General features: G+C 49.3%; 15 protein-coding genes. 2 read left to right on the top strand and 13 right to left on the bottom strand.

Translation table 11 applies throughout. The features are described 5' to 3' along the window. Positions 1–97: 97 nt before the first annotated feature. Positions 98–634, bottom strand: a complete 537-nt coding sequence (locus tag C7W93_RS14915) for a YaeQ family protein (RefSeq protein ID WP_108440975.1) — start codon at positions 632–634, stop codon at positions 98–100. Between the two features lie 468 nt (positions 635–1,102). Here C7W93_RS14915 and C7W93_RS14920 point away from each other — a divergent pair, with 468 nt between their 5' ends. Then, the gene (locus C7W93_RS14920) at positions 1,103–1,678 is read left to right on the top strand and encodes a DUF1415 domain-containing protein (RefSeq protein WP_108440976.1); all 576 of its coding nucleotides are present in this window, start codon (positions 1,103–1,105) and stop codon (positions 1,676–1,678) included. A 374-nt stretch (positions 1,679–2,052) separates the two neighbouring features. Beyond that, positions 2,053–2,385 carry a hypothetical protein gene (locus C7W93_RS14925; protein WP_108442140.1) on the top strand — a complete coding sequence of 111 codons (333 nt, stop codon included), beginning with the start codon at positions 2,053–2,055 and terminating at the stop codon, positions 2,383–2,385. Between the two features lie 84 nt (positions 2,386–2,469). On the opposite strand, the gene cysM is transcribed toward C7W93_RS14925, so the two are convergent. The 12 genes from cysM to C7W93_RS14985 form a co-directional block, all read right to left on the bottom strand. Next, positions 2,470–3,372, bottom strand: coding sequence for a cysteine synthase CysM (gene cysM / locus C7W93_RS14930; RefSeq protein ID WP_108440977.1), 903 nt, complete (start codon positions 3,370–3,372; stop codon positions 2,470–2,472). A 236-nt stretch (positions 3,373–3,608) separates the two neighbouring features. Continuing rightward, the gene (locus C7W93_RS14935; protein WP_108442141.1) at positions 3,609–3,950 is read right to left on the bottom strand and encodes a helix-hairpin-helix domain-containing protein; all 342 of its coding nucleotides are present in this window, start codon (positions 3,948–3,950) and stop codon (positions 3,609–3,611) included. A gap of 251 nt (positions 3,951–4,201) precedes the next feature. Further along, positions 4,202–5,140, bottom strand: coding sequence for a D-glycero-beta-D-manno-heptose-7-phosphate kinase (gene rfaE1 / locus C7W93_RS14940; protein ID WP_108442142.1), 939 nt, complete (start codon positions 5,138–5,140; stop codon positions 4,202–4,204). Between the two features lie 26 nt (positions 5,141–5,166). Next, the gene (locus C7W93_RS14945; protein ID WP_108440978.1) at positions 5,167–6,549 is read right to left on the bottom strand and encodes a UDP-glucose/GDP-mannose dehydrogenase family protein; all 1,383 of its coding nucleotides are present in this window, start codon (positions 6,547–6,549) and stop codon (positions 5,167–5,169) included. Between the two features lie 102 nt (positions 6,550–6,651). Next, positions 6,652–7,827, bottom strand: a complete 1,176-nt coding sequence (gene lapB / locus C7W93_RS14950; RefSeq protein WP_108440979.1) for a lipopolysaccharide assembly protein LapB — start codon at positions 7,825–7,827, stop codon at positions 6,652–6,654. A 192-nt stretch (positions 7,828–8,019) separates the two neighbouring features. Continuing rightward, on the bottom strand, positions 8,020–8,334 hold the full coding sequence (locus C7W93_RS14955) for a lipopolysaccharide assembly LapA domain-containing protein (protein WP_108440980.1): 315 nt from the start codon (positions 8,332–8,334) through the stop codon (positions 8,020–8,022). Between the two features lie 254 nt (positions 8,335–8,588). After that, on the bottom strand, positions 8,589–8,894 hold the full coding sequence (locus C7W93_RS14960; protein WP_108440981.1) for an integration host factor subunit beta: 306 nt from the start codon (positions 8,892–8,894) through the stop codon (positions 8,589–8,591). Between the two features lie 23 nt (positions 8,895–8,917). Further along, positions 8,918–10,630 carry a 30S ribosomal protein S1 gene (gene rpsA, locus C7W93_RS14965; RefSeq protein ID WP_108440982.1) on the bottom strand — a complete coding sequence of 571 codons (1,713 nt, stop codon included), beginning with the start codon at positions 10,628–10,630 and terminating at the stop codon, positions 8,918–8,920. Between the two features lie 308 nt (positions 10,631–10,938). Next, positions 10,939–11,622, bottom strand: a complete 684-nt coding sequence (gene cmk / locus C7W93_RS14970) for a (d)CMP kinase (RefSeq protein WP_108440983.1) — start codon at positions 11,620–11,622, stop codon at positions 10,939–10,941. Positions 11,623–11,766: 144 nt separating this feature from the next. Beyond that, complete coding sequence (locus tag C7W93_RS14975) at positions 11,767–15,288, bottom strand: DEAD/DEAH box helicase (RefSeq protein WP_108440984.1); 3,522 nt, start codon at positions 15,286–15,288, stop codon at positions 11,767–11,769. Between the two features lie 6 nt (positions 15,289–15,294). Next, positions 15,295–16,635, bottom strand: coding sequence for a 3-phosphoshikimate 1-carboxyvinyltransferase (gene aroA, locus C7W93_RS14980; protein ID WP_108440985.1), 1,341 nt, complete (start codon positions 16,633–16,635; stop codon positions 15,295–15,297). Beyond that, entirely contained in the window at positions 16,635–17,534 is a 900-nt protein-coding gene (locus tag C7W93_RS14985) for a prephenate dehydrogenase/arogenate dehydrogenase family protein (protein WP_108440986.1), read from the bottom strand. The genes aroA and C7W93_RS14985 overlap by 1 nt, the downstream gene beginning before the upstream one ends. Positions 17,535–17,597: the final 63 nt, after the last annotated feature.

Here is a 17,597-nt window from a genome sequence, read left to right on the forward strand (position 1 = left end):
GAGAAGGAATGCGTCACCCCTATTGAGAGGATTATTGAATTATCTAACTCAATAGGGATGAATAAACGATAGGGCTAGTCATCAGCCCAGCTGCGCCTTACCCCTGAAGGGTAACCAAATCTACCTGAACGGTTTCATCGTTGGCAGTCATCCAGATTTGCCCATCCTGAATCGTGCACTGCAATTGCATATTGCGTTGCGCTTGCTTACTCAACGCCAGGCTGGTAATGGAAGGAAGGTTGATGACCGTTAAATTGCGGGCACGCGCCACTTTGTTACTGACTTGCGCCCACCAGATATGGCTGGTACTGCTATAGCAATACACCACTACCTGGGCAGCGCGACCACATGCTTTCAAAATACGCTTTTCATCTGGTTGCCCAACTTCTACCCACAGATTGATCGCGCCGGTGAGATCCTTCTCCCACAAATCCGGCTCATCGACGTCCCACAATCCCTTACTAAATACCAGCGCCTCGGACGCATGACGTGCAAAAGCCAACACCCGCACCATCATTCGCTCATCAGTCTCTGAAGGGTGGCGTGCGATGGTCAGGGCATGCTCTTGATAATACTGACGGTCCATATCTGCAATTTGCAGATCGACTTTAAAAATAGTTGCTTTAAGGGCCATAATGCTGAGCTTTATTGGTAATAGGTCACATAGATCATCGATATAACGAGGTGATATGCAACCCGCATGCGCCGCGGATGCGGTCGCGACCGGAAGAATAACCCGTTTTGTTTTTGTGCGGACAACATATATAGTAGTTTGCCCGTACAAGAGTCTGCGCTGTCTGGGATTGGCAACTTAAATTGCGCGTCACCCTTCTCGCATCAGAGTTCAACAGAGTTGCGTTGTGAAGAACATCTAAGCTGGGATGACTAGTTGAAGATGCCTGACTTGAGGTGAGAAATGTAAGAAAGCTGAAATAAGTGCGCTGTTCTTCTGCAATATTCGGTTAAAAATCTATTAAATAGCGATCATCAAGCTAGTTTTGTAGTCAAACCACGATAGCCAGCAATCCAATGCGGCTCTGGTAGTTATTCATTCATAGCCGCATTTTGCGGCTTACACACTTAATTTTCCATACGCTGAACAATGTCCAATTTTGCAGAACAAGTCACTCTCGACACAAAACGATGGTTAGAAAAAGCGGTCATAGGACTCAATCTCTGCCCTTTTGCCAAAGCGGTCTATATAAAAGATCAGATTCGCTTTGTCGTCAGTAATGCTGAAACCGGTGCAGACCTACTAAAAGAACTGGGAGCCGAACTAGATTTCTTACATCAGACGGATCCTACATTAATTGATACGACGTTGTTAATTCATCCATTGGTATTGGGGGACTTTTTAGACTACAACGATTTTTTGGATGACGCCGACGCCCTGCTGCAACAGCAAGATCTTGAAGGCGAAATTCAGATAGCCAGCTTCCATCCAGACTATCAATTTGCGGGCACCGATGCCACCGACATCACCAATTACACAAATCGCTCCCCCTATCCAACGTTGCACCTGTTGCGCGAAGACAGCATAGATCGGGCAGTCGAAGCCTTTCCCGACGCGGCGGATATCTTTGAAAAAAATATGCAAACCTTGAATGATCTGGGACGAGACGGATGGAAAAATCTTGGACTAGCCCCAACGTTTACAGAGAAAAATCTGCCAAAGTGAGGCGTAGAAGGACGAAAAAGGGCGGTTGTAAAATGTTCTTAACAAGAATAAAGTGACTACTAACTAGTAGTCTACAAAACAATACAATTTTAAATTGAGTTTTTGCAACTTTTTACTAGAATTAATCATCCAAGCTGACAGAAGTTGTTAGAGTTCAAAGTTAATTAATAAAAACACAATGTTGTTGGTTTTTTATTACTTTTCATTTAGAATTGTTTCAGGATGTTTCTTTATGAGAAAAAAGCACACTGAATCGGTATAAAATGACATGACTTGCAACTTCGCTAATAAGCCGAAGGTTATCACAGCGCAACGTTCCGAATACAGCGCAAACCTTTCCTATTCAACATCATAATAAATGGAATCTCATGAATATGAATACCTCGATAGAAGCACCAAAAAGCAACAAATTGGACGAGCAAGTAACTTACGATCCAAATCATTTGCTTGACTCGCTTATCGACAAACTGCACTTAAAGAATGATGCAGCGTTATCGCGTGCGCTAGAAGTGGCGCCTCCCGTCATCAGCAAAATTCGGCATCATCGCTTGCCAGTTGGCGCTTCATTGCTAATTCGCATGCATGAAGTCAGTAACCTGACAATCAGTGAGCTACGCGCATTGATGGGTGATCGTCGTGAGAAATTTCGTATCAGCGATAAGCAATTTAAGCCTAAAGACAAGGTCGAGGCAGATCTACAGAAGTAAATGCCGTATGTCGCCGACCTCCCTGCTCCCACTGCCACATTTTATTTAATACGCTTGCGAAACTGCAAGCGTATTAAAGAGGGATCAGGCAGGGAAAACACCTGTCGATAGGTAGCGATCACCGCGATCGCAGACGATAAAGACGATCGTTGCATTTTCTACCTGCTGCGAAATCCGAAGTGCGACTTCGCATGCCCCTGCAGCGGATATTCCGCAAAAAATTCCCTCTTCGCTGGCCATTCTGCGCGCCATATGCTCTGCTGCGGACTGACTAACCGCTTCAATTTGATCAACCCGCGCATGCTCATAAATTGTCGGCATGTAGGCTTCTGGCCATTTTCTGATGCCGGGTATTTGTGAACCTTCTTCCGGTTGTGCGCCGATGATCTGCACAGCTTCACTTTTCTCTTTGAGGAAGCGCGACACTCCCATAATCGTACCGGTCGTTCCCATCGCGCTGACGAAATGTGTAACACGTCCGCCAGTGTCACGCCAGATTTCCGGACCCGTCGTTTCATAGTGCGATAACGGGTTATCAGGATTAGCGAATTGATCAAGAATCAAACCTTCCCCATCTTTTTCCATTTTTTGCGCAAGATCACGCGCATATTCCATACCGCCGGTTTTTGGCGTCAAAATGATTTTTGCGCCATAAGCAGCCATGCTCTGACGGCGTTCTTCGCTCAGGTTTTCTGGCATTAACAACACCATTTTGTAACCGCGCATCGCCGCTGCCATGGCTAACGCGATACCGGTATTACCGCTGGTCGCTTCAATCAGGGTATCGCCCGGCTTGATGTCGCCGCGCGCTTCGGCACGCTTAATCATCGAAAGTGCAGGACGGTCTTTGACGGATCCAGCGGGATTATTGCCCTCTAGTTTGCCGAGAATAATATTATTACGTTGCGCGGCAGCTTCTCCCGGAATCCGTTTTAGCTGTACTAACGGGGTATTTCCGATCGTGTCTTCAATAGTCAGATATGGCATAGTTTTACGCTTACAGAGGAGGCAAAAGACCTATTCTAATATGAGACATTATTGTGCGTACGTCCAGCAGTCGATCTTTGCAGAATGCACATAAAGAAGTCATCATAAATGCGATAAAAATAGCATTTTGTTGTGGAGGAAATGAAAAGCCCCTTATGTAAAAGGGGCTTTTAAGTAATAGAAGCCACAGCCAGCCCCAAGTCATTAATCATTCTATGCCTTGGTAATTGGGTCTTCTATTTTTTTGCAGGGATTTTATCGGCTGCTTTTTTTGATTCTTCTTTCGCTGCAGGGGCAGCAGCACCAGACTTAGGCTGACCATTTACGCGCAAACCTGCCGTCGACAATTTAACGGCGCTTTTATCGCTGATGCCTTTTACGCGCTTTTCAAAATCAGACCAGTCTTTAAAATTACCGCCTTTAGTGCGCTCAGCAAGAATACGTTCTGAGGTTACCGCGCCCACACCCTTCACGCTATCCAGCGCGGCCTTATCGGCTTTATTCACATCAACTTGCGCAAAGACCAAGCCCATGGTCGCAATTAACATCAGGGTTATTTGTAGTAATTTCTTAAGCATGCTGTCCTTTTTGATTAGTGTGATGAGACTCATCAAATTCAGGACCTCGGCAACGCTCTTTCTGCCCGCGACTACAAATGCTATGGGGCAGAAGCGCCGCGCCCATTACGGCTAAGGGCGCGAACGTCAAACGATTGGTTTGCGTCAATCCTAAAAATGAATCAGGCACAAATGCACCTGCGGCATTATAGGAACGGAAATTCGCAAAGAACCGGCATTGCCTTCACACTATAGGACTTCTCTTATGTATTTTATGCAAACAGCTCTTCATGCGTGACAGTCGCGGTTCCCAATTTACCGACGACAATACCACCGGCACGATTTGCCAGCGCCACAGCTTCAGCGATAGGAAAACCAGCTCCCAGCATGACAGCCATCGTCGCAATCACCGTGTCACCGGCACCGGACACATCAAAAACCTCACGCGCCATCGTCGGAAAATGCACCACCTGTTGCGCAGTATATAAAGTCATTCCCTCTTCCGAACGCGTCACCAACAATGCTTCCAGCGCCAGTGATTCCCGCAAATTCTGGGCTTTCGTCGTCAACTCATCTTCGTTTTTCCAGCTTCCGACGATGCGCATTAACTCCGACTTATTCGGTGTCAGTATGGTGGCCCCGGCGTAACGTGAAAAATCGTCGCCTTTAGGATCAACTAAAATACATTTTCCCGCAGACTTGCCAGCAGCGATCATGTCCGTCACATTGACCAGGCTGCCTTTGGCGTAATCAGACAAAACGATCACGTTGTATTGCGGCAGCAAAGTGTTGTAGCGAGTCAACTTGTCGCGCAGCACCGTATCCGTTGGCGGCTCTTCAAAATCAATCCGCAACAGCTGTTGCTGACGACCGATGACACGCAACTTGATAATGGTAGAAATTGCCGGATCGCGCGTCAAAAAACTATCGATCCCCAATTCTGTCAGCAGGCTATCGACCACGTCGCCAGCCTCATCATCTCCCACGACGCCAAGCAACCCGGCTCCGCCACCAAGCGTGGCAATATTACGAGCAACGTTGGCCGCGCCACCCAGGCGCTCTTCACGCTTTTCGATGCGTACGACAGGCACCGGTGCTTCCGGCGAAATACGATTGACCTCGCCAAACCAATAACGGTCGAGCATAACGTCGCCAACCACCAAAACATGCGCACTTTCAAATGAAGCGGGAATCTGTTGAGCGACTGCCATTGCCTTGTCTTTCATTCTCATTAACCTTACTTACGCGTCAGTACCGAACGGCCAATACCGTAGTACTCGAAACCAATTTCGCTCATGACCGTTGGCTCATACAAGTTGCGGCCATCAAAAATAACTGGTGCCTTCAAATGCTGGCGAACCAGTTCAAAATCAGGACTGCGATAAGTCTTCCACTCGGTGACGATGGCTAGCGCATCGGCGCCTTGCAAGGCAGCCATTTGCGTCTCGCAAAAATGTAGTCGCGCTAATACGTCGGGCGTGGTCGCAAAATCAAGCTCCAAAACCCGCTTCGCCTCTGCCATTGCGACCGGATCATGCACTGCCACCGAGGCACCGCGATCAAGTAACTCTCGCAGCAATACGCGGGAAGATGCTTCACGCATGTCATCGGTATTCGGTTTGAATGCCAGGCCCCACAACGCAAAATGCTTGCCACTTAAATCCTCACCAAAACGCGCGACGATTTTATTGCCAAGCACATGCTTTTGATTATTGTTGACCTGCTCAACAGCACGCAAAATCAATAATTCCTGACCATAACCGCGCGCGGTGCGCTCCAGCGCCTGAACGTCTTTGGGGAAACAAGACCCTCCATAACCACAACCGGCGTAAAGAAAACTATGGCCGATACGCGGGTCAGAACCAATCCCGTGACGCACTGCCTCAATATCCGCGCCGACTTTATCGGCAAGATTTGCCAACTCATTCATGAATGAAATACGCGTTGCCAACATCGCGTTCGCCGCGTATTTGGTGAACTCAGCTGAGCGCACATCCATCCAATAGGTACGCTCATGATTGCGATTAAATGGTGCATACAATTGCGTCATCAGCGTACGGGCTTGCTGGCCTTCACTGCTGTCATCGCAACCAATGACAATCCGATCGGGACGCATGAAGTCCTCTACCGCAGCGCCTTCTTTCAAAAATTCAGGATTGGATACGACCGAAAATGCTAGCGCTTCAGCGGTCGGCGTCCTTGCAGCTAGCTCAGCCTGAATCGCAGCGCTGACTCGGTCTGCCGTCCCAACAGGAACCGTCGATTTGTCGACGATTACCTTAAAATCGGTCATGTATTTACCGATATTGCGCGCCGCAGCCAGCACATATTGCAAATCAGCAGAGCCATCTTCATCCGGCGGCGTGCCGACCGCGATGAATTGAATTTGACCATGCGCCACGCTAGCTTCGATGTCCGTGGAAAATCGCAAGCGGCCAATGGCGCGATTTCGGCTAACGATTTCAGCCAGACCCGGTTCGTGTATCGGGATCCCACCGCTATTCAACATAGCGATTTTCTTCTCGTCGAGATCAAGACAAAAAACATCGTTTCCCAGCTCAGCCAGACAAGCACCAGTCACCAAACCAACATAACCAGTACCGATAATTGTTATTTTCATGTTCTTTCGCTATCGCGTTGTACTGCATATTCTGAGGACTTACGCAAAACCGTTTAATCGATCACGATTGATTGACTAAATTATCAAACAACAGAAGCGTAATTAATTCATGACATTCAATTCTTCCGTCCGCCGCGGCGGATAGGTTTCCCAGCGGCTGCAACCGGGACACTGCCAATAGAATTGGCGCGCCTTAAAACCGCAATGACTACACTGATAACGTGCCAGTTTTTGGGTATAACCGTGGACTAGATTTTTTACGACAGAGAGTTCGGAATGCATTTCTGGCGTGGCAATCATCAGCCGTGCTTCCAGCAGCTTATCCAGCCCCAACAAGGTTGGAGTACGACGCAGCTCATCACTGACCAGATGATTAGTCGCCTCAACGCCGTCCAACTCCAGCACTGCTTTAAATACAACTTCCAGCAAATCGATCGAGGAAGCTTCCGCCAGATAGGAGCGCAATAAATTCACGCCCTCCTGAGGACGTCCGACTGCGCGATAACCATCCATCAGCCGCTGTGCCACCAGCGCCACGTGAGGCACGCTTTGCTGCTCAACCCGACGCCAGGCGATCAACGCAGCCTCGGCATCGTCTTTCGCCAAATATACGTCACCTAATAACATGGTCGCGCGCACGCTGTTGCGGTCATTCGCCAACGCTTTTTCCAGCAACGCCATGGCATCGTCCGGATGGCCGTCTACCAATGCATCCTGCGCTAACTCGCAATAAAACTGGGCAATCTCTTTTTGACGTCCGCCTGCGCCCGTATCTTGCAGCGCTTGCGCGGATGCAATTGCGCGCCGCCATTCTTTTTCACGTTGATAAATTTCAAGCAACGCACGCCCGGCTTGTGCGCCGTATGACGTCCCTATTAACAAATTAAAACTTTCTTCTGCACGGTCAAGCAGCCCTGCTTTCAGATAATCCTGACCTAATTCGTATTGCGCGTGCAAACGATGTTCCTGCTCCAGATCGGGCCGCGCCAACAAATTTTGATGGACGCGAATAGCGCGTTCGGTCTCGCCACGACGACGGAATAAATTTCCTAGCGCAAAATGGAGTTCGGCGGTTTCGGGATCAAGTTTCACAATTTCGATAAAAGCATCAATCGCTTTATCAGGCTGCTCATTGAGTAAAAAATTGAGCCCTTTAAAATAACCACGGGGCAAACTACGTGACTCAGAGATCAATTGATTGATATCCACACGCGCGGCTATCCAGCCCAAACCAAAAAAGATTGGGATACCTAATAGCCACCAGGTTTCAAATTCCATACGGACTTGTTATAAGCATAAAGTGTAACGATTAATAGATGGCTAACGCCAGATTATCGGACGATAGCATCGCTTCGGCAATGCACTGCATACGATGCCCGGCGAGCTAACATTTGAAGCGCCTGAACAACGTTCATGATGGCTTCCATCAACCTATGGAGCTTGTTTTCATCATGCCCGTGCCGCTTGGCATTATATATTCCGGATGCTATCCGGCTGCGGCGCTTCCGCACTTGTAACACGCTGTGCTTCCTGCTCACGATGTATCGATGTCAACATTTTTTGCGCTTTAGCGGCATTGCGGCGATAACGAAACACTGCCGGTGCCATCGCCAACACGCCCAAAATAGCGCCTGAGGCAAAGAACCCCAGCAAAATTAAGACTAAAGGACCTCGAATTTGGTAATTAAGGAAGAAATCGATTGTGACTTCTTGCGTGTTCTTCAAAGCAAAACCAAAAAACACAAGAAATAACAAAATCGCGATAACGCGGGAAATAAGTTTCATAACGCGGATTCCTGATTGGTGGTGTAAAGACAGCGCTGAAGCTGCGCCGGGCCAAATGCCATTTCGCCGTCCATCCATCGTGTAGGCGTTCAGACAAACTTATCGCACAACTCTACAGCGTTCCAGCGACGATAGGCTGGTATAAGCCATCCAAAAAAGTAATAAACATACAAATATAACCAAATTGCATAAACGAAATTGTACGTGAAAAAAAACGGCATCCGAAGATGCCGTTTTTATTTTGTACGCACAACTTAGTCTTCTTTGATCGGTTGCCCCACCATTGCATCGACCCGTTCACGCAACTCCTTACCCGGTTTAAAGTGCGGTACGCGCTTTTCCGGCACCATCACTTTATCCCCGGATTTCGGGTTACGACCGATCCGCGGTGGTCTGCGGTTCAGTGCAAAACTGCCGAAACCACGGATCTCGATGCGCTGGCCGGTCGATAAAGCATCGGCCATTGCATCAAGTATGGTTTTGACCGCGTAATCTGCATCTTTAGCAACCAGCTGCGGATAACGCTCGGCCAAGCGGGCAATCAGCTCCGACTTTGTCATTAGCGTGCTCGCTTAACTATTGCTTAGTTCTTGTTGTCGAATTTAGCTTTCAACAACGCGCCCAGACTAGTTGTACCGGAAGCGGCATTGGAGTCCGAAGACATCTTTTGCATTGCTTCTTGCGTTTCAACATTGTCTTTTGCTTTGATCGAAAGCTGAATACCACGTGCTTTACGATCAACGTTGATGACCATTGTTTCCAAAACATCGCCAACTTTCAGGTGCGTACCGGCATCTTCCACGCGATCGCGGGAGATTTCGGAAGCGCGCAAGTAGCCTTCGACTTCTTCTGACAATTGAATCACAGCGCCCTTAGGCTCAACTGATTTAACTGTACCTGTGACCAACGAACCTTTGTCGTTCATCGCAGCGAAGTTGTTGAATGGATCGCCTTCGAGTTGTTTAACGCCCAGGGAAACACGCTCACGCTCAACGTCGATAGCCAATACGATAGCTTCCAGTTCGTCACCCTTTTTGAAGCGACGGACTGCTTCTTCGCCTGTTTCTGTCCATGACAGATCCGACAGGTGAACCAAACCATCGATGTTACCGGCCAGGCCGATGAACACGCCGAAGTCTGTGATCGATTTGATTGCGCCACGGACTTTATCGCCCTTTTTGTGGGTAATCGCAAAATCATCCCAAGGATTAGCTTTACATTGCTTCATACCCAGGCTGATACGACGACGGTCTTCGTCGATTTCAAGAACCATGACTTCAACTTCATCGCCCAATTGAACGACTTTGTTTGGTGCAACGTTCTTGTTAGTCCAGTCCATTTCTGAAACGTGAACCAGACCTTCGATACCTTGTTCGACTTCAACAAATGCGCCATAGTCAGTCAGATTAGTGACTTTACCGAACAGACGTGTGTGTTGTGGGTAACGACGTGACAGACCAGTCCATGGATCGTCGCCCAATTGCTTTACGCCCAACGACACACGGTTCTTTTCTTGATCGTACTTCAGAACCTTGGCAGTGATCTCTTGACCGACTGTCAACACTTCCGATGGGTGACGTACACGACGCCATGCCAGATCGGTAATGTGCAACAGACCATCGATACCACCCAGATCCACGAATGCGCCATAGTCAGTGATGTTTTTGACGACGCCGTTAACAACGGTGCCTTCTTTCAACGTTTCCATCAATTTCTGACGCTCTTCGCCCATCGATGCTTCGATCACAGCACGACGTGACAACACGACGTTATTACGCTTGCGATCCAGCTTGATGACCTTGAATTCCATGGTCTTGCCTTCGAACGGCGTCGTGTCTTTAACAGGACGCGTGTCGACTAGCGAACCCGGCAAGAAAGCGCGAATGCCGTTGGTCAGAACAGTCAGACCGCCCTTGACCTTACCATTGACAGTACCAGTGACGATCTCGCCAGACTCCATCGCTTTTTCAAGCGAGAGCCAAGATGCCAGACGTTTAGCTTTGTCACGCGACAGAATAGTGTCGCCGAAACCGTTTTCCAGCGATTCAATAGCAACGGAGATGAAATCACCTACAGCTACTTCGAGTTCGCCATTGTCATTTTTAAATTCTTCAATTGGAATGAACGCTTCTGACTTGAGGCCGGCGTTGACGATAACGAAGTTATGGTCAAGACGAACGACTTCAGCAGAAATCACTTCACCAGAACGCATGTCTTGACGTGACAGCGATTCTTCGAATAGTGCGGCAAAAGCAGACGATTCGCCTGATGTAGATGAGAGAACAGTGATTGACATAGGATTGGACTAGTTTGCCAGTATTGCGACGCATTCAAACGTGCTAAATAATAAACTCTTAAATAAGCACAACAACCAGAATACGATCAATAAAGGGTTAGGTTTTTAAACGTCCGATCCAACTTTGCGCCAGATCGGACAGCTAGGTACAACTAAATAAACAACAAATATCTGGTATTACAGCTACATGAAACAGCTACATGAACATGTCGAAAGACATCGGCAAGCCATTTTTAAATCTACTGCACGGTGCGCAAAGTTGCGTTATTTACTTTTTACACAAGCTTTACAACTCCGCCAGAACGTACTTACTGCTGCTTGACGATCGGCTTCACCACCGCATACCAATTCAGTACTTGCTCAACCGCTTGCTCGGCGGTGAGTTCGGAGGTATCCAGAAGATAGGCACCTTCAGCGGCCTTAAGTGGGGCAGAACTGCGATGGGTATCGCGGTCATCGCGCTCACTCAAATCCTTCGAAAGGTCTTGCATATTAGCAGAAAAGCCCTTGTCAATCAATTGCTTATAACGTCTTTCGGCCCTAGCCGCAACACTTGCAGTAAGAAATACCTTTAGCACCGCATGCGGAAAAATCACCGTGCCCATGTCACGCCCGTCGGCCACCAGACCCGGCGCACGATGAAAGCCGAGTTGCAAGCCATAAAGTGCCTGACGCACGGGCATTAATGCCGCAATTTTAGATGCAGTATTACCAACTATCTCAGCCCGTATCGCCTCAGTAACGTCTTCTTTAGATAAAAATATGTGGCCGCCATCGAATTGACAATGCAAATTGCGCGCGACCTTGGCAAGTGCATGTTCGTCATCCAACGCTGTGTTACGCCGTAACGCTGACAATGCGGTAAGTCGATACAACGCACCCGAATCGAGATAATGAAACCCCAGATGCTGGGCGACTTTTTGCGCGACCGTGCCCTTACCGGAAGCGGTTGGTCCGTCAATGGTAATGACGGGTGTATGAATATTAGGCATGAATACTTAAGTTATTAACGAATTTTAAAAATCGACCTGACGTCGATAAAGGCAAAAATGTAGATTCAAGACAGATTGTCTCGCATACACCGGATTTTTCACAGTGCATCGATAATGCCGGCAAACTATTAAATATTAAGCAACTCAATCCAGCGGCTCAAAAATAGCCTGCAAATCTTCTGCGGTCAATTTCACGTTTAATGCTTCGCCGGTAGACCCTAGGATAGCGTCAGCAAGCGCCGCTTTTTTGCCCTGCAAGGCTTGGATTTTTTCTTCTACAGTACCTTTGGCGATGAGTTTATACACAAATACCGGCTTTTCCTGACCAATTCGCCAGGCACGATCGGTTGCTTGCAATTCCGCTGCCGGATTCCACCATGGATCGTAATGAATCACCGTGTCGGCTGCGGTCAAATTCAAACCGACGCCGCCCGCCTTCAGACTAATCAGGAAAACCGGCACTTCGCCGTCCTGAAAAGAACGCACGACCGCGCCGCGATCTTTGGTATCGCCGGTCAGCATAGCGTAGTTGATGTCAGCTGCCGTCAGCGCCTCGGCAATCAAAGCAAGCATGCTAGTAAATTGCGAAAAGATCAAAATCCGTCGATCTTCTTGTCGCAACTCATCGACCATTTCCATCAGTTCGAGCAACTTGGCGGAAGGCACGTGGGCAATGCGTCCAGGTTCAGCATTTGTGGTTTTTACCAGACGCGGGTCGCAGCAAGCCTGCCGCAGTTTCAGTAACGCTTCCAGAATAATGATCTGACTGCCAGCCACGCCTTTACTCTCAATGGCAGCACGGACTTTTTTATCCATCGCCAGACGCACGGTTTCGTACAAATCCCGTTGCGCACCGGACAATTCAACATGCCGGACAATTTCCGTTTTAGGCGGCAATTCGCTGGCCACGGCATCCTTGGTCCGGCGCAACAAAAATGGCTTGATGCGGCGCACTAGCAACGCTCTGCGGCCATCGTCTGCGTACTTTTCTATTGGCGTACGGAAATCACGATTGAAATCTTTTTCTGAGCCTAATAAACCGGGCAGCAAGAAATGGAACTGCGACCATAATTCACCCAAATGATTTTCGAGCGGCGTTCCCGTCAGGCAAAGTCGGTGCCGTGCCTTCAGCAAAGTGATGCTTTGCGCAGCCTTTGAACGCGCATTTTTTATGTAATGCGCTTCATCCAAAATCAGCAAATGGTATTGATGAGCACGTAAACGCTCCTCATCCCGCGGCAATAACGCATAGGTGGTCAACACCAGATCGTAGTCGCTAATATGATCAAAATACGCAAGCCGTTCCTTGCCCTGCAATACCAAGACTTTCAGCCCCGGTGCAAAGCGCTCGGCTTCTTCACGCCAATTCGACATCAAGCTGGTCGGTGCGATCACCAGCGCAGGCGCGGTCAAACGGCCCGCATTCTTTTCGATCAAAATATGCGCCAATGCCTGAATGGTTTTGCCCAGCCCCATATCGTCGGCCAGAATGCCGGCAAAATCGTATTCGCGCAGGAATTGCATCCAAGACAAACCTTCGCGCTGATAATCACGCAAAGTTGCCTGCAAACCCTCCGGTGTTGCAACTTGCTGGACGCCACCGAAACTATTCAGTTTTTGTCCTAATTCACGCAAGCGATCACCGCCTAGCCAGCGCAATTCTGCACTACCCTCCAGCTCGGCCAGACGTGCGGCATCGAGTACCGAAAGGCGCACTGAATCACCGATTTTGTCCGTAAAATATAACTCGCCAAGCGTAGTCAAAATAGGCTTGATCCGCCCCCATGGCAGTGCCACGCGCTGTCCACTTTCCAGCTGGATCAGAAATTCATCGCTATCCAGCCGTTGCGCCAACGCCTGAGAATTAAAGTCATCCGGTGCTTGACGGATCAGGTCAATCAACAGTGGCAACAAAGAAACGCGCTCGTGATTAACCACAATTCCTAGTGCCAGATCAAACCATGGATTACCAGGCTGATCCACAGCGGCTTCCTGAATATCCGCATACCAATCGTCGATCTCAGTCACGTCAAAACGATAGTCAGACAATTTATCGATACGCCATCCCGCTGCGCTCAAAGCAGGTATGCCATGTTTAGCAAACCTTAACCAGGCGGCTTCGTTAGCCATCACAAAATGTCCGGGCCGCGCTCCGGCAAAATGGGTATTAGCGTCGGCTACTAAAAAGTGCTGACCCAACAATGTCTGGCTAGCCGCATTTTCGAGCGCCTGATTGCGGGTAATTTTTTCTACGCCAGAAACGCCGTTACGCTGAAGTATCGGAGAAAATTCTGCCGTGACTACCGCGCCATCATATGAAAATAATAGTTGGGCAAAATCCCGCGGCGCACCGTCACCATCAGCGTTACTGTCCAACACCAAAATCGGTTGTGGCGTGATCGCATCCAGTACAGTAAAGGGAATATCCACCGGCAACGGCAGCAGATCACTGACGCCCTGCGCGAGCAACAACTGAGCGACCTGGCGCTTATTATCAGCGTCCAGCAATGGTGCTTGCGCTACCAAATTAATCAACTCATCCGCAGCAAAGTGATGCAAGCGCGGCGGCAACATCAGTTCGCCGCACGAGAGATTATCGACATACCAAGGGGGTGCAGTCGGCAAGACATAATCGATCGTCTCACCATGCACGGATAGCGTCTTGGTCGATGCAGGAGCAAACTCCCAGACTAGTTTCGACACCTCACGCGGTGCCGTTTTCAATACCGCCGGCGCTTGTCCCGCATGCCGCGCCCATTTCATGTGCGGTGGTTCACGCACCTCTTCTAACGCCTCTTCCGGGCGCTGCTCACGCCATTGCAAGGTTGCGTTTCGAGGGGCGGATAGCGCCAGAAAATGCGCCTGTCCTTTACTCAGATCGGCAACCGAATTTGCCCACAAAAGATTTTTCTGCTCTAGCAACGCCTGCAATAACTGCGCACCTAATTTGCCGCTCAATTCACAATTATTTTGCTGAACTTGGGATTGATAATACGGCCTACTCTGATTTTTACGACTGAGCAACGCGATAAACAAACTCACCGTATCTTGATCAATCGCCTGATCAAATTCACGAATACCATTATAAAAATTATAGCTATCGCTTAGCGGCTTGATGGTACTAAAACGCCCATCTTTACGTAGCCGTCCTTTGCATAAATAGAGCAAAACTTGTTTACTATTTTGCGTCGGCACCAAAGCAAAAACCAGCTGATAAGCTGGTGTAACAGGCGTCGGTTGCATCGCCATTGCCATCGGCTTGACAATCAATTCATCCTCTACGCGTTGCAACCAATTTTCGATAACCCGCGGCAGTTGAGGAATCGCGGTGGCTGTATCGGGCGCTGCATGGTGAGTGTCCGATACAACTGGCGTAGCGATGCTTTGTAAATAGTAGGTTAGCGCTGCCACCACATGCTTGCAGTTATAGCCGACATAACAAGAGCAAAGCCCCTCAATCTGAAGCTCGCCCTTTACGTCAGAAAAAGTGATTTTCTGATCATATATATTGATGCCGCTGCCCACCACCGTACTCACCAGCGCGTCATCGCCAGACGGCTCCAGTCGTACCACTGAACTGCCTTTAACGTAGGGCTGTGCACGTGCAATGGTCGCATCCGAAGCAATTTTTAGAACATCATCAATGGCAAATGAAAAAGTCAGCATGTCGCCTTACAGTAAAGTTTGTTCAGCGAGTTTTGCAAATACATCAAAGTAATCAGGGAAAGTTTTTGCGACACATTTCGGATCGTTGATTCGCACGGTGGTGCCGCGCAGTACAGCACCATCCAGCGAAGCCAGAGAAAAGCACATCGCCATCCGATGATCGTCATAAGTGTCGATTGTGGCGGGCTGCATCGTCGCGGGCGGCGTCACGCGCAAGTAATCTTCGCCCTCTTCAATTGTCGCGCCCAGCTTGCGTAATTCGGTCGCCATCGCACTCAGACGGTCGGTTTCTTTTACCCGCCAGCTGGCAATATTGCGCAACGTGCTCGGGCCATCGGCATATAACGCAGCCACCGCTATCGTCATCGCTGCATCCGGAATGTGATTAAAATCAGCATCGATTGCTTTTAATACGCCGCTTGATGAAACCTCAATCCAGTTGTCGCCCATCGTGATGTCGGCACCCATCTGCTGCAATGCTTCGACAAACCGCACATCGCCTTGAATACTGTTTTTACCGACGCCCTCGACCCGTATCGGACCGCCAGTAATCGCACCAGCCGCCAGAAAGTAAGAGGCGGACGACGCGTCACCTTCGACATGAATCGCACCGGGACTTTGATACTGCTGGCCCGCAGGAATGGTGAATGATTTCCAGCCATCGCGCTCAACTGAGAGGCCAAAACGCTGCATCAGATTCAATGTAATTTCAATATACGGCTTGGAAATCAGCTCACCAATAACCTCGATAGTCACGGGCTGATCTTTTGCCATCAACGGTGCCGCCATCAACAATGCCGTCAAAAATTGACTGGAAACATTGCCGCGTACCGACATCCGTTGCGCATGTAACTGACCGCGCTGGATATGCAATGGCGGATAGCCCGGAACCCCGGTATAGGCAATGCGGGTGCCGATTGCGTTCAACGCGTCCACCAAATCGCCAATCGGTCGCTCATGCATCCGTGGCACGCCATGCAGCGTGTAATCGCCGCCCATTGCCGCTAATGCCGCTGTCAAAGGTCGAATCGCGGTGCCTGCGTTACCCATAAACAAATCCGCCTGATGTATCGGAAAGCGTCCGGCGCATCCCTGCACGGTGTAGTTTGGGCTGTCCTCAGCCTGTTCCCAACTGACACCCAATTGCTTCAGCGCCATCAGCATTACCAGCGTGTCATCAGAGGCGAGCAATTCGAGAATTTCTGTCGTGCCATTCGCCAGCGCAGCCAACAGTAACGTGCGATTGGAAATACTTTTTGAGCCGGGTAATTTGACTGTACCCTGACATTTTGCTGCCGGATGCAAATCAAGATATTCCGGGTAGTGCTTGGGGGCTTGCTTATGCATTAATCTCCACCTTCCTTGTTCTGTTTTTCCGCCGCTTCAATCGCGCAATTCCAATGATGGCGCGCTTGTTGCGCGTTTCTGTAAATCGCTTCAAGGCCAGCGCCGTCACCGGACGCCAGCAAGCCGCGTAATTGTGTCAGCTTTAACTGATAAGCATCCAGTTCTTGCAGCAACGCATCCTGATTAGCTAGTGAAATATCGCGCCACATTTCCGGCGATGATCCTGCAATCCGTGTGAAATCCCGAAACCCGCTGGCAGCATATTGAAACAGGATATCGGCGTGCGGTTTGTTGGCAATATCGTCGACCAACGCGTAGGCCAAAACATGCGGTAAATGACTAACCGAGGCAAATACCAAATCGTGCTGCGCGGCGGAAAGCCGATGGATCAATGCGCCGCATTGCTCCCATGCGTCGGCAACCCGCTTGACATCTGTTTCAGCATTTTCTGACAAAGGCGTCAGTACGACTTTTTTGCCCACATACAAATGTGTAATCGCGGCATCAGGGCCGTTACTCTCGCGTCCGGCAATCGGATGGCCAGGCACAAATTGACTGATTTTTTCACCAAGAGCCAGACGGGCAGATGCCACGACATCGCCTTTGGTACTGCCAGCATCGGTGACGATTGTCCCAACTTGCAAATACGGCTGAATGCTAGCGAGTATCGCGCCGGTTTGCGCCACCGGCGCGGCAATCAATACCAGATCGGCACCTGCCACAGCATCCGCTGGCGAGGTCGCGATAACGTCGATAATTCCCAACTCCAGCGCACGCTCTAATGAAGCGAGACTGCGGCCAGCACCAACGACTTGCGCCACCGCGCCCGCCTGCTTGAGCGCCAGCGCAAAGGAGCCGCCGATCAAACCAACACCAAAAATAGCAATTTTCTTAAACACGATGAAGTCTTGCGCAAAAAGATAATGAAAAGGTGAATTTTACCGAAGACCGAATAGACGCCA

The sequence above is a fragment of the Glaciimonas sp. PCH181 genome, assembly GCF_003056055.1.
In the GTDB taxonomy this organism is placed as follows: Bacteria; Pseudomonadota; Gammaproteobacteria; order Burkholderiales; family Burkholderiaceae_D; genus Glaciimonas.

Coding starts and splice junctions, on each gene's coding strand:
- lapB (WP_108440979.1), bottom strand. CDS start 7,827: ATGGAATTTGAAACCTGGTGGCTATTAGGTATCCCAATCTTTTTTGGT.
- C7W93_RS14955 (WP_108440980.1), bottom strand. CDS start 8,334: ATGAAACTTATTTCCCGCGTTATCGCGATTTTGTTATTTCTTGTGTTT.
- aroA (WP_108440985.1), bottom strand. CDS start 16,635: ATGCATAAGCAAGCCCCCAAGCACTACCCGGAATATCTTGATTTGCAT.
- C7W93_RS14925 (WP_108442140.1), top strand. CDS start 2,053: ATGAATACCTCGATAGAAGCACCAAAAAGCAACAAATTGGACGAGCAA.
- C7W93_RS14975 (WP_108440984.1), bottom strand. CDS start 15,288: ATGCTGACTTTTTCATTTGCCATTGATGATGTTCTAAAAATTGCTTCG.
- cmk (WP_108440983.1), bottom strand. CDS start 11,622: ATGCCTAATATTCATACACCCGTCATTACCATTGACGGACCAACCGCT.
- C7W93_RS14935 (WP_108442141.1), bottom strand. CDS start 3,950: ATGCTTAAGAAATTACTACAAATAACCCTGATGTTAATTGCGACCATG.
- rfaE1 (WP_108442142.1), bottom strand. CDS start 5,140: ATGGCAGTCGCTCAACAGATTCCCGCTTCATTTGAAAGTGCGCATGTT.
- C7W93_RS14945 (WP_108440978.1), bottom strand. CDS start 6,549: ATGAAAATAACAATTATCGGTACTGGTTATGTTGGTTTGGTGACTGGT.
- cysM (WP_108440977.1), bottom strand. CDS start 3,372: ATGCCATATCTGACTATTGAAGACACGATCGGAAATACCCCGTTAGTA.
- C7W93_RS14915 (WP_108440975.1), bottom strand. CDS start 634: ATGGCCCTTAAAGCAACTATTTTTAAAGTCGATCTGCAAATTGCAGAT.
- rpsA (WP_108440982.1), bottom strand. CDS start 10,630: ATGTCAATCACTGTTCTCTCATCTACATCAGGCGAATCGTCTGCTTTT.
- C7W93_RS14960 (WP_108440981.1), bottom strand. CDS start 8,894: ATGACAAAGTCGGAGCTGATTGCCCGCTTGGCCGAGCGTTATCCGCAG.
- C7W93_RS14920 (WP_108440976.1), top strand. CDS start 1,103: ATGTCCAATTTTGCAGAACAAGTCACTCTCGACACAAAACGATGGTTA.